The sequence below is a fragment of the Psychrobacter fozii genome, assembly GCF_003217155.1.
In the GTDB taxonomy this organism is placed as follows: Bacteria; Pseudomonadota; Gammaproteobacteria; order Pseudomonadales; family Moraxellaceae; genus Psychrobacter; species Psychrobacter fozii.
Genome location: NZ_QJSU01000002.1, coordinates 312,611 through 324,880 on the forward strand (window position 1 = coordinate 312,611; position 12,270 = coordinate 324,880).

The window sequence follows — 12,270 nt, forward strand, 5'->3', positions numbered from 1 at the left end:
AAGTGGCCAAGCAACTAAGCGACTAAGCAACTAAGCAGCTAGGCGACTAAGCGGATAGAAGGCAAGTGCCAATCAAACTTAAGCGCCAACATACGTACTGCAAAGATGATAAACAGCATGATAAACTCATTAATACCAGAGGACACGCCGAATTGTTGCAAAATCAAATAAGCCACAGAGCCTGCAATGCTAGCCGTGATATAAATCTCACGCTGTAATACCAGCGGAATCTCATTACAGATAATATCACGGAGCATACCGCCAATCATCGCCGTCCATACACCCATCATAATAGCAATAATAGGCGACATGTCTTGGTTCAACGCGATTTTAAAACCAATCACGCTAAAGGCAGCCAGCCCAATGGCATCGAAAAGCTTCAATGCCTTATCAATCTTATGATATAGATGAAAGAATATTTGTAAGATGAGGGATGTCACAGTGATGACAATCACATAATTGAGGTCAGTCATCCAAAACAGCGGATGACGGTCTAACGCCATATCTCGTAGCGTACCACCGCCAATCGCATTGACCATCGCGACTAGGATACAACCAGAAATATCGAAACCTTTATGCTGAGCAAGCAAAGTACCTGCTATCGCGCAAGCAATCACGCCAACCATATCTAATAAATACAACAAAATATCAGGAAAAACTAAACTATGAGACATAATTATATTATCAAGTAGTGACCGTCAAAATAGATAGCTTGGGCTGGTTTTGAAGGTGTTTATATCAATGATGAGTATATATTTAGTATGGTTCTAGATGGTAGTTTAACCGTCCTTCGCAAATAGAATAAGCCCTATTATAATCAGCCCGATACCTATCAATCCCATCGATGATGGCAGGCTGCTATTGAGTAATAACATACCACCAATCAATGCAAATATCACCTCGCTGGCCTGTGTGGAATCTACACCAGCGACTTCGCTTGAAGTAACGGCTTGCTCGCGCGCATACAATATAGTCGTTGCCGCAACCCCCGCCAATAAAGCCACGAGCAGAGTAGTGAAAATCTGCGATGTACTTGGTAATTCAGGGCGAACTATCATGCCTAAAACCAGCCAGAATGGCAAACTCCCGACAGTCATTAACCATACTTTATTAAATGCGTTTTTCAAGAGTGAAGTTTCAATAGCGGGGATTTTTGCAATTAAGCGTGGTAGTAAAGAGGGTGGTGAGTGGGCTGAGACAGTATCTGTCGTATGGGTGATATTGGTAGTATCAGCTGCATAGTGAGTATCAATTGCAGACAGAAATGGGCGCTCAGAGTCTAATATCTGATGAGTATTTTGAGTGGTAAGAGGCAGTTTAGTATTTTGATTTTTGGCATTATAAGACACTTGCCAAACTAGCTGATTACCAATGGGGTAGCTAAAAGCGGCAATTAATGCAGGCAGAGCACCATAAAGCAGCATGTCTGCCATTGGTATAACATTTACATCGGCTACCTCAGCTGCGTGTAATCCTTCGCTCACATTGACTAATACGACACCGATAAAAACCAGCAACGCATACGCAATGAATTTTTTATCAAAACGCTGTCCAAATGCTAGCAATACCAGCAGACTTGCCACTACCGTAAACATAAAGGTTGCTGCGACTACCCAGCCCGCAGCATGATCTGCCGCGTAGCATATGCCAGTATAGAATAGTCCGAAACCAACACTGCCCGTCACACACCAAAAGCCCCAGTGTTGACGGAAAATGGTCGCCAGCTCTCTAATACGTCCAAAGCCGTGCTGCATGACGATAATGGCAGTGAGAATCAACAACATAAAGATATAGCGTAGACTGGCTGACCAAAACCAATGACCACCAGCTGTACTCATCAGCTCGTTTAAAATAAACGTGGTGCTAAAAAATGCACCTGCCAACAAGCCCAATAAAATGAGTCTAATCATACCTACGCCTGTATCCTTGGCTTGTTACTTATACTAAATGTCCATATAGAGGATTGTTATTTGCCCTTGGCATCAGCCCAAATAATTTTGTGCAGTTGCAATTGAAAGCGTACGGGTAGGGCATCTGCTAACATCCATTCTGCAAGCTCACGCGCCAGTACTGGTACTTCAGGGCTAGGAAAATTTTTACTAGCATCTTCACTGATGTCATCTGCGACATTGAACATTGGAGAAAACCAAACCGTACCGACCAATTCATTCAGCTTATGCTCAAATAGTTTCTCTTTTGCCCAGTCATAATCAGCGCGGTTCATGATGACAAACTTGATTTGATCGTGCTGAGTCAAATAGTCAAGATTTGACCATAGGTTTTTGTCGACTTCACCTGAGCTTAGTGTTTTGAGATCCATCACTTTGCTGACGGCTGGCGGTACATTTTCTACCGTGAGCGCCCCCGCAGTTTCAAGCGAGATTTCATAATCATCGCTCAGCAGTCGCTTCATTAGCTCGATGGCATTCGGCTGCGCTAATGGCTCTCCACCAGTTAAACAGATGCGCTTACATGGATAGCCTTTGATGGTCTCGATGATAGTTTCTAATGACTGACGCTCGCCACCTGTAAATGCATATTCGGTATCGCAATACACGCAGCGCAGTGGACAGCCAGTGAGGCGCACAAATATCGTTGGCAAACCTGAGGTGATAGCTTCCCCTTGCAAGGAGTAAAAAATCTCTGTCAGGCGTAGACCCGCTTCAGGATCAGTGACAGGGATGGCGGCTGTGCGTAATAGTGATTCACTCATAATATGTCAAATACAGTTAAAGATTGATAAGGCGATTAGGCATCTATCAATCGTAATAAAAAGGCGGGTTATGATATGGGGATTTTGCGTTTGGATAAAGCCAAACTAAAGAAAAGGATTATAACGCACCACCCTCTATTAAGCTGCAAAAAAGACGCTGAAGTTTTTTCAGCGTCTTTAATAAAGAGGATCTGTCGCTGTCCGTACTGTTTGGGTACGAGACTATAAGTATTAAAAATACTAGGCTAAGCGCAATAGCTCATTGACTGATGTTTTTGCACGAGTTTGCGCATCTACTTTTTTCACGATGATAGCAGCATACAAGCTGTGCGTGCCATCTTCTGACGGTAAGCTGCCTGGTACGACAACAGAACCTGCTGGTACACGGCCACGATGAATCTCGCCAGTTTCACGATCATAGATGCGCGTAGATTGACCGATGAACACACCCATAGAGATCACAGAACCTTCTTCTACGATCACGCCTTCAACGATTTCAGAGCGCGCACCGATGAAGCAGTTGTCTTCGATGATGGTTGGGTTGGCTTGTAATGGCTCTAATACGCCGCCGATGCCAACGCCGCCTGATAAATGCACGTTTTTACCGATTTGCGCACATGAACCAACGGTCGCCCATGTATCTACCATAGCGCCTTGATCAACGTAAGCACCGATATTGACATAAGATGGCATTAATACCGCACCAGCTGCGATGAAAGAGCCTTTACGAGCAACGGCTGGTGGTACCACACGTACGCCAGCTTCTTTAAACTGCGCTTCAGTCCAATCAGCAAACTTAGTTGGCACTTTGTCATAGAACTGCACATGCTCACCAGCCGCCTGAACATAGTTGTCGTTTAAGCGGAAAGACAGTAATACCGCCTTTTTCGCCCATTGGTTGACGATCCACTCACCGTCTTTCTTTTCTGCAACACGTAGGCTACCATTATCTAATTGCTCAAGCACTTGCTCGACAGCATCGCGCACGTCTTGTGGCATAGTGCTTGGGCTGTATTCGTTACGGTTTTCAAAAGCTTGTTCGATGGTTTGTTGTAATGACATAAAAAATCCTAACGTTAGTTAAAGGTAATTAAAAAATACATCGTACTTATAGTTAAATGTTTGCTTAGTTTCGGACTAAGATTTTACTTGCCGTATTGTCGCTAATTTAACAACTTTTAGCAAACGAGTTCACTGTGAACCTCGGCATTGAGCTTAATTATCCGACGTATTACTCTCAATCCACTCTAAGATATCTTGATAGACGATTTCATGATCTTTTTCGTGTAGTGGCTCATGGCGCATATTTGGATAAAGCTGAATATCTACGTTACTAAAATTTTTCTTATTTAAGCGAGTGACGATTTTGCGGATACCGTGACCCATATCTCCAATAGGATCATCTTCACCACTGATAAATAGCATCGGGAAGTTTTTAGCGATGGTTGTCGCCCAGTTTTTATTCAAGCCTGTTTCCATTAGAGAAAACAACGTCATGAAGCCATTGTTGGTAAAGTCAAAGCCCGTCAATGGATCTGCTTCGTATATTTCGATGGCTGCAGGGTCTTCAGTTAACCATGCAAATTCTGATGAAGAGATGCGATCTTCAAGCTTACTATTAAGGACTTTATTCATCACCTTCGCAAACACAGGGTTTTGTTTTCTTGAGGCGACTTTTGCCAGTATTTTATTGACGGGCAGTAGTATTTTAGTCAATGGGTTAGCGTCGGCTGTGCCCATTAAAATAGCACCAGCAAAGGTACCTGCATGATGCTTGAGGACGTTGCGAATAATGAACGAACCCATTGAATGACCCAAGACAAAATGCGGCACGTCAGGATGGCGATTTTTTAAGATATCGGCCATGATAATCACGTCTTTCAACAATGATTGCACTGGATGCTCATCTCCAAAAAACCCTAAATCTGCTTCTGTTTTCACCGTTTTCCCATGACCCAAATGATCATAAGTTGCCACCGCGATGCCATGATCTGCCAAAAACTGTGCAAAGTCGCTATAGCGGCCACTGTGTTCCGCCATGCCATGTACAATCAATAAAGTCGCACTGATATCGACATCTTTATTACTAGGTTCAAAAAACTCATGGTGCAAATAGTGAGTATTGTCGGAGGAGAGAATATGGTCGTTACTGGTACTCATGTAGTATTCCTTGACGGGTTTTCATTATTTGTAATTTTGATGAATAAAATCTGATAAATAAAGAGACAGCGTATCTGAAGCATGCCAATAGCGACTATAAAGGTATAGTTACTATAAATGATATGCCAAAAAATCAAATAATTATAGGGCTTTAACGGGTTTGTTTTATTGAACGTGGATACATTTTACCTGCTTTTGCTAGGTTAAGTGACCCACACAGACAGATTATTTTTAATGGTACAGTCGATTCTCTATAAAAGAGCGACAGCGTTAACCTCGCCTGAAGTATTACAGTTACATCTGCAATCGGCTGCCTTGACTCTCTTATAAACTGAACAGCTAAAGGTACGCAGGTGCTAGTAGGTAACATAACTGCTTTAACATCGTAAATATTATCGAGACTGAATGATCAAGTACCACTGTTTAATGTGTATGGTTCAAGCCATTGATACTGTCATCGCACGTTTACAACAGACCATTCTCAAACCCGTTGCATTCCCATGTTATTTTTAAACAGGATGTTAAAGCCGTACTAATAACTTAAGCCATGCTTATCATTCAAAAATTATCGGAGTTTCTTTTTATACTGAACTGACTATACCACTGACTGATACGAAGTAGCCTATGACGAACCTGTCTAAAAAATATTACTACTAGCAGGAGCAGGTTATGCCCACATTGGGATGCTACGCCGACTCAGTGCTGAACGTCCAAAGAATGACACGGTCATGAATACTGACATTTATGTGAGTAGTGAGCAACTGCAAAAGCTCTATTTTGGAATGTTACTTGGTTGGCTCGGTCTGGAGATCACCGACTGATTTAGAAACGATAGATAATGGGTGGGTCAGTCTACAAGGATGTTGGGTATGGTATCTCAAACAAAAAATTGATAGACGATTTGTAAAGTCCTATGACATGTAATGTTGATTTGAAAGCACAGTACATCATCTATAAAGCACTATATATGGATGTGTAATCAACATGGTGAGTTGTGAGCGCTTATTCATAATAAGCTACCATTCATTAGAAAAAAGACAAAGTTAAGAATTTATAAATGAGGTAGTATGAATATGAAATAGTCATAAAAGCAATTGTTTACGTATCGGCATTGCTTTTTTATGTTCACGTTATTATTTTTTAGCTGTACAACTAAAAGGATTTTGTACCACTATGAAATCGACTATCGAATTGCTTGAGCATACGGACTTTCCTGCTATTAAACGCCAAACATTAACCATATTACAGGTCAACATGGGGTATTTGTGCAATATGTCGTGCGTGCATTGCCATGTGGCCGCCAGTCCTTATCGAACTGAGATGATGTCACGAGAATTGGTTGAGCTGATACCTAAGGTGCTACAAGCGCAGAATATTGACACGCTTGATCTGACGGGCGGTGCGCCTGAGATGCATGAGGACTTTAAGTATTTGGTAAAAGCAGCTCGTGCACTCGGCGTTACAGTAATAGATCGCTGCAATCTGACCATTCTCATGGAAGAGGGTTATGAGGACATGGCGCAGTTTTTAGCAGACAATCAGGTAGAAGTGGTGGCCTCTTTGCCATGCTATTCCCTAGAAAATGTAGACAAACAGCGTGGCAAAGGTGCATTTGACGACAGTATATTGGGATTGCAAAAGCTCAATAGTTTGAGCTATGGCAAGCCTGACTCAAGCCTGACACTGAATTTGGTCTTCAATCCACAAGGTGCGACACTGCCACCCAATCAGCAGCAGCTTGAAGCCGAATATAAGCGGGAGCTAAAAGAGCATTTCGATATAGAGTTTAATCAATTATTTGCACTGACTAATATGCCGATCCAGCGTTTTGGGGCAGTGTTACTGGCTAAAAATCAATTTCACCCCTATATGACACTGCTCAAAGACAACTATGTCACTGCCAATTTAGCTGGGGTTATGTGCCGCTCAACCATTAGCGTCAATTGGCTGGGCGAGCTATTTGACTGTGATTTTAATCAACAGTTAGAGATACTCGTACCCAATAAATCGCGTCGACATCTAAACGATCTGTTGACCCAAAACCCTTCTGGTGATGACATTGCTATTGCTGATCATTGTTATGGCTGCACCGCAGGACAAGGCAGTAGCTGTGGTGGCGCGTTAGAGGAAGAGGAGATAGGTCACCCAGCAGAAGATACGATTATTTAATAATTTATCTCAAATTATCACACATCCAATATTACCAACAAATAAACAGATAGTTTTTGTCAGTAAATACTATTGAAGCAGACAAAAATTAAATAGCAAAACATCATCGATTCAAATGGAGCCAGTCTTATGTCAGTATCTAACTTTTCAGTCAAAAACTTAGTGGTACAGCCCGTGATTGCGACAGCAATTCTATTATCCAGTGTTGCCGCTTATGCTGATTTCAACCATCAAAGCTGGGATAGTTTGCTTAACAAGCATGTCACCATGACCAACGGCGGTAAAGCTTCGGTCGTCAACTATGCTGGCATGAAAGCAGATAGTAGCAAGCTCACAAGCTATTTGGATGCCACGAGCAAGGTGTCTCAGTCTGAGTTTAACCGTTGGAACAAAAACGAGCAGTTGGCATTTTTAATCAATGTCTACAATGCGGGTACTGTCGATTTGGTATTGACTAAATATCCTAATATCAAATCTATCAAAGACATTGGTGGGACATTCGGCTCGCCATGGAAGCAAAAATTTATTCCATTATTGGGTAAGACCCGTTCACTAGATGAGATCGAGCACACCTTGATCCGTGGCTCTAAGCGCTACAATGATCCGCGCATTCACTTCGCGGTTAACTGTGCCAGTATTGGCTGCCCTGCATTACAAGATGATGCTTTCACTGGTAAAGGTTTGGACGGGCAATTAGAGCAAGCGACCTCGAAATTTTTGGCAGACAGTAGCCGCAATCGTCTAAAGGGCAGCACCTTGAGTGTATCGCCAATCTTCAAATGGTACAAAGAAGACTTTGCGACCAATTGGCGTAGTACCAGCGATTTAGAAGGGTTTTTGGGTCGTTACTCTTCATCATTGGGATTAAGCAAATCCCAAACCGCTGATTTGAAGCAAGGCAAAATAAAAATTAGTTATACCGATTACAATTGGAACTTAAACAAAAAGTAAATCTAGAATTTGGTCGATACAGGTGCTGATCTTTATCAAAGATAGGCGAAACTGATGATGATTCATCAAAATGGTGCATTTATTGAATATCTCTATCATCATTCCGTTGCTCAATGAAGCGGACAATATGCCGCAGCTCATTGCTCATATTAATGGTCTATATCCACCGCCATCACAAGTGATAGTGGTGGATGGTGGCTCGACGGATGATTCGGTTGGTATTGCTAGACGTTTGTTAAATGATTTATCAAGTGTGGCGCAGCCTACTATCGACTGGCAAGTGATTGAATCCGTAGCAGGACGTGCTCGGCAGATGAATACGGGTGCTAGGCAAGCAACAGAGGATGTTTTGCTATTTTTACATGCTGATACCGAGTTGCCAATTGAGGCGATAGATAACATTCAGCAGGCAATGACTCAGTATGTCTGGGGACGTTTCGATGTACGTCTAGACAGCCGTGATCCGTTATTAAAAATCGTCGCCATGATGATCAATAAGCGTTCACGCTTAGTGAGTATCGCCACGGGTGATCAAGCGATTTTTATCAAAAGGTCTTTGTTTGAGCGAATGAATGGCTATGCCGATCAGCCATTGATGGAAGATATTGAACTTTGCAAACGTCTAAAAAGTATTGCTAAGCCTGCTTGCCTAAAAAGTAAAGTGACGACCTCAGCGCGGCGTTGGCAGCAACATGGCACATGGCGCACTATTTTTTTGATGTGGCATTTACGATTCGATTATTGGCGCGGTGTATCCCCTGAAGTATTAAGGCAGCGCTACTATCGTTGAATTCAAATGACTTTGATATAAGGAAGCCGAGTGCAAGCTATACATTTGCACTGGGTTGTCTTGACGCTCGTTTAAACCGAATCAGCTATATAAATATTAATACCCCTTTAGATTAAGGATGCGCCCTAGCATGACTGAGCATTCAAGCCCTCACACAACCCTTACGATAACTGATGCACAAGCACAACACCCAGACACCTGTGTCATTTTGTTTGCCAAATATCCAGCACGTGATATGGCAAAGACTCGCTTGCAGCCAGCTCTAGGCGTAGAGGGTGCTGCCCGTATGGCAAGGCAGCTGTTGTTGCATAGTATCGAACAAGCGGTCGCTACGGATTTTACCGTTGAGTTATGTGTCAGTCCAGCAGCGACAGACACTTGCTGGCAAACCCTCAACTTACCTGACTTACTGCAGTGGTCGACTCAAGCGGATGGCGACTTGGGCACGCGTTTAATCACAGCAAGTCAAGATGCACTGAAAAAACACCAAAAAATCGTATTGATAGGCTCTGACTGTCCTAGTCTGACGGCAGAGCGTATTCAGACAGCGGTACAGCAGCTTGATGACCATGATGCGGTTATGATTCCAGCGACTGATGGTGGCTATGTGCTACTCGGGTTTAGACAAGTTGATGACAGTCTGTTTTCAGATATCGTCTGGAGTACAGCTAGTGTGGCAACTGTGACTCGGCAGCGTGTGGCGGATTTGGGTTGGACATTGGCACTGTTAGCACCGTTACATGACATTGATGAGCCTGAGGACTTAGCACATCTGCCATCAGATTGGCTTAAATTTGCTCAATAGTTATGACCATACGAACAACTGGGCGACTGTCAGGATACGCTTGTTATAGATGTACTTATATCGTATCGCTTTCCTTTTATGATGTTTACTCAGATTTTAACCAGGTTTTACTCTCAATAAGGACATTGTTATGCATGATGTTGTGCAAAATTACTATGGTAAAGAGTTACAAGGTACTGCCGATCTAAAAACCTCAGCGTGTTGTGATGTGAGCAATATGCCAGAGTGGCTCAAACCATTATTGGCTAACATTCACGATGAAGTGCTGAGTCGCTATTATGGATGCGGGCTAGTATGTCCTGCACTGCTCGAGGGTTGCCGAATTTTGGACTTAGGCAGTGGTTCAGGCCGAGATGTCTATGCATTGGCGCAATTGGTGGGCGAGAGTGGGCATGTGGTCGGTGTCGATATGACCGATGAGCAGCTGGCCGTTGCCAAAGAGCATCAGCAATATCACATCGATAAGTTTGGTTATGACAATGTGACTTTTTTGCATGGCTATATCGAAAAGCTAGATGAGCTCAATCTTGCAGATGGTAGCTTCGACATTATTGTCTCAAACTGCGTGATTAATTTATCACCAGACAAAGCGGCCGTCATGGCCAGTGTGCAGCGTTTACTTAAGCCTGGCGGCGAGTTTTATTTTTCTGATGTGTATGCTGATCGCCGTATTCCACAACATTTAGCCGATGATCCAGTCTTGTATGGCGAGTGTTTGAGTGGCGCATTGTACTGGAAAGATTTTACCCGTTTGTCACGAGAAGCAGGATTTTTAGACGTACGTTTGGTCGAGGATCGTCCGCTTGAGATTACTGATCCTGCCTTGGCGGCAAAAATTGGTGATATTCAGTTTTTTTCTGCTACTTATCGTTTGTTTAAGATTGCATCGCTTGAGGATGCTTGTGAGGATCATGGTCAAGCGGTTATATACAAAGGAACTATTGCTCAGTCACCGAATCGTTTTGATCTTGATAAACATCATGCTATCGAAGCGGGTCGCGTATTCCCAGTCTGTGGCAACACGTTTAGGATGTTAAACGAATCTCGCTTAGCACCACATTTTGAGTTCATCGGTGATGACAGTCGTCACTATGGTATTTTTGCAGGCTGCGGTGAGCTGATGCCATTTAACCATTCTGTGATATCAACCTCTGGATTAGGCAGTTGTTGTTAAAATTAAGATATTGACATTAGTAAAGGCCATTAATTCACTTAATGGCCTTTTTTATGAGTCATTCGTTTCTGATGTTTGTATATTGGTAGACGCTATAGAAATAGCGTTTTACTGTTTGAACGATTGATTTTCGGTTAGATACTCATTTATCGACATGTTTATCAATGTTTAGGAAGCAATGCCGCCAATCGAGTTTTGGTTGCATCATCCATCATATCTACTGATGTCACCAGTGCCTGAGCAAGCGCATCATGTGCAACTGAGTTAGGCGATTCAGCGGCAATCAAAGCGACCGCTTCCTTAATTACTTTTTGAGCATTATCTGCATTTTTCATTAGATTTTTTATCGCGTAGTCTGCACTGACGGTTTCTTCAGTCGGATGCCAACAATCAAAATCTGTCACCAGTGCCAAGGTCGCATAAGCAATACTGGCTTCACGTGCCAATTTGGCTTCTGGCATATTGGTCATACCGATGATATCCGCCTGCATTTGACGATACCACTGGGACTCTGCACGGGTTGAGAACTGTGGACCCTCGATACAGACATAGGTCGCTTTTGAGTGACTGGTGCCTTCTACAACATCTGCATTGTCATAGGCACGCGTCAAGAGTTCTGCTAGGGCAGGGCAAAGCGGATCGGCCATCGATATATGAGCGACTGCGCCCGCGCCAAAAAATGTACTCACTCGCTGCTTGGTCATATCAATCATTTGATCTGGAATGACCATATCTAGTGGCTGAAGCGATTCTCGTAGAGAACCTACTGCTGATACGGACACGATGTAGCGCACCCCAAGCGTTTTTAACGCATAAATATTGGCACGATAAGGCACTTCAGACGGCGTCAGTCTGTGACCTTGACCATGCCGTGTTAAAAAAGCAACGGTCACACCTGCCAACTCACCAAGGACAATATCATCAGAGGGGCTGCCAAAGGGCGTATCAATAGTGATATGACGCTTGTTGATGAGCGCATCCATTTGATACAACCCGCTGCCTCCAATGATGGCGATATCCGCAGATAGTGGTGCTTGTTCTATAGAGGTTGTCATAAGTGTTATCCAATTTTAGTTGTCAAAGACAACCTTGCTAATATAGAAGAACCTTCTTGTTATTGGCGCTTATTAATATTTAAAGAAAATATAGCAGAAATTGAGTGGTAATAGAAAGCAATCAAAAATAAGTACTGGGTCAAATTTTATGTGTTGCCTATAATGAGATATTGTCACAATTAAAGTAGAAGCTGCCTCAAATAGGCAGTATGTGTCATCTATATCTGGTTTTGATAAAGGTTTGTAATACCCTCAAACCTTGCTTAGATAGTTGATGATAGGAACTCAGTTTTATATAGAGGAACTATGTATATATTCAGATTTGATGATAAAACGCTAGCATGCCTTCAAACAGCTTAAAATATAAGGTATTGAAAGCAAAAGAGAAAACAGTCTGTGGTTTATTTATTGTAAAAATTGCTATATTATTACAAGTCTGTAACGCATTAATAA

The 12,270-nt window shown here is 42.7% G+C and carries 11 protein-coding genes; 5 read left to right on the forward strand and 6 right to left on the reverse strand.

The window, feature by feature from the left end; genetic code table 11:
• Window positions 1-38: 38 nt before the first annotated feature.
• From DFP82_RS04070 to DFP82_RS04090, 5 genes are all read right to left on the reverse strand, one after another.
• Window positions 39-674, reverse strand: coding sequence for a trimeric intracellular cation channel family protein (locus DFP82_RS04070; RefSeq protein WP_110922461.1), 636 nt, complete (start codon window positions 672-674; stop codon window positions 39-41).
• Window positions 675-779: 105 nt separating this feature from the next.
• Entirely contained in the window at window positions 780-1,910 is a 1,131-nt protein-coding gene (locus DFP82_RS04075) for a multidrug resistance efflux transporter family protein (RefSeq protein ID WP_110922462.1), read from the reverse strand.
• Between the two features lie 56 nt (window positions 1,911-1,966).
• Complete coding sequence (locus DFP82_RS04080; protein WP_110922463.1) at window positions 1,967-2,713, reverse strand: radical SAM protein; 747 nt, start codon at window positions 2,711-2,713, stop codon at window positions 1,967-1,969.
• A 240-nt stretch (window positions 2,714-2,953) separates the two neighbouring features.
• Window positions 2,954-3,775: a 2,3,4,5-tetrahydropyridine-2,6-dicarboxylate N-succinyltransferase gene (dapD, locus tag DFP82_RS04085; protein ID WP_110922464.1), complete on the reverse strand. Its 822-nt coding sequence runs from the start codon at window positions 3,773-3,775 to the stop codon at window positions 2,954-2,956.
• 153 nt (window positions 3,776-3,928) lie between these two features.
• Window positions 3,929-4,873: an alpha/beta fold hydrolase gene (locus DFP82_RS04090; protein WP_110922465.1), complete on the reverse strand. Its 945-nt coding sequence runs from the start codon at window positions 4,871-4,873 to the stop codon at window positions 3,929-3,931.
• Window positions 4,874-6,046: 1,173 nt separating this feature from the next.
• On the opposite strand from DFP82_RS04090, the gene arsS reads away from it, so the two are divergent.
• The 5 genes from arsS (at window position 6,047) to DFP82_RS04115 (ending at window position 10,762) form a co-directional block, all read left to right on the forward strand.
• Entirely contained in the window at window positions 6,047-7,042 is a 996-nt protein-coding gene (arsS, locus tag DFP82_RS04095; protein WP_110922466.1) for an arsenosugar biosynthesis radical SAM (seleno)protein ArsS, read from the forward strand.
• Between the two features lie 129 nt (window positions 7,043-7,171).
• The gene (locus tag DFP82_RS04100; protein ID WP_110922467.1) at window positions 7,172-7,993 is read left to right on the forward strand and encodes a DUF547 domain-containing protein; all 822 of its coding nucleotides are present in this window, start codon (window positions 7,172-7,174) and stop codon (window positions 7,991-7,993) included.
• 73 nt (window positions 7,994-8,066) lie between these two features.
• Window positions 8,067-8,783, forward strand: coding sequence for a TIGR04283 family arsenosugar biosynthesis glycosyltransferase (locus DFP82_RS04105; protein WP_245905640.1), 717 nt, complete (start codon window positions 8,067-8,069; stop codon window positions 8,781-8,783).
• A 130-nt stretch (window positions 8,784-8,913) separates the two neighbouring features.
• Window positions 8,914-9,588 carry a TIGR04282 family arsenosugar biosynthesis glycosyltransferase gene (locus tag DFP82_RS04110; protein WP_110922469.1) on the forward strand — a complete coding sequence of 225 codons (675 nt, stop codon included), beginning with the start codon at window positions 8,914-8,916 and terminating at the stop codon, window positions 9,586-9,588.
• A 130-nt stretch (window positions 9,589-9,718) separates the two neighbouring features.
• The gene (locus DFP82_RS04115; protein ID WP_110922470.1) at window positions 9,719-10,762 is read left to right on the forward strand and encodes a methyltransferase domain-containing protein; all 1,044 of its coding nucleotides are present in this window, start codon (window positions 9,719-9,721) and stop codon (window positions 10,760-10,762) included.
• Window positions 10,763-10,923: 161 nt separating this feature from the next.
• Here the strand turns inward: DFP82_RS04115 and mtnP are convergent, their stop codons facing one another.
• Window positions 10,924-11,817, reverse strand: coding sequence for an S-methyl-5'-thioadenosine phosphorylase (mtnP, locus tag DFP82_RS04120; protein WP_110922471.1), 894 nt, complete (start codon window positions 11,815-11,817; stop codon window positions 10,924-10,926).
• Between the last annotated feature and the right edge of the window lie 453 nt (window positions 11,818-12,270).

Coding starts and splice junctions, on each gene's coding strand:
- DFP82_RS04070 (WP_110922461.1), bottom strand. CDS start 674: ATGTCTCATAGTTTAGTTTTTCCTGATATTTTGTTGTATTTATTAGAT.
- DFP82_RS04075 (WP_110922462.1), bottom strand. CDS start 1,910: ATGATTAGACTCATTTTATTGGGCTTGTTGGCAGGTGCATTTTTTAGC.
- DFP82_RS04080 (WP_110922463.1), bottom strand. CDS start 2,713: ATGAGTGAATCACTATTACGCACAGCCGCCATCCCTGTCACTGATCCT.
- dapD (WP_110922464.1), bottom strand. CDS start 3,775: ATGTCATTACAACAAACCATCGAACAAGCTTTTGAAAACCGTAACGAA.
- DFP82_RS04090 (WP_110922465.1), bottom strand. CDS start 4,873: ATGAGTACCAGTAACGACCATATTCTCTCCTCCGACAATACTCACTAT.
- arsS (WP_110922466.1), top strand. CDS start 6,047: ATGAAATCGACTATCGAATTGCTTGAGCATACGGACTTTCCTGCTATT.
- DFP82_RS04100 (WP_110922467.1), top strand. CDS start 7,172: ATGTCAGTATCTAACTTTTCAGTCAAAAACTTAGTGGTACAGCCCGTG.
- DFP82_RS04110 (WP_110922469.1), top strand. CDS start 8,914: ATGACTGAGCATTCAAGCCCTCACACAACCCTTACGATAACTGATGCA.
- DFP82_RS04115 (WP_110922470.1), top strand. CDS start 9,719: ATGCATGATGTTGTGCAAAATTACTATGGTAAAGAGTTACAAGGTACT.
- mtnP (WP_110922471.1), bottom strand. CDS start 11,817: ATGACAACCTCTATAGAACAAGCACCACTATCTGCGGATATCGCCATC.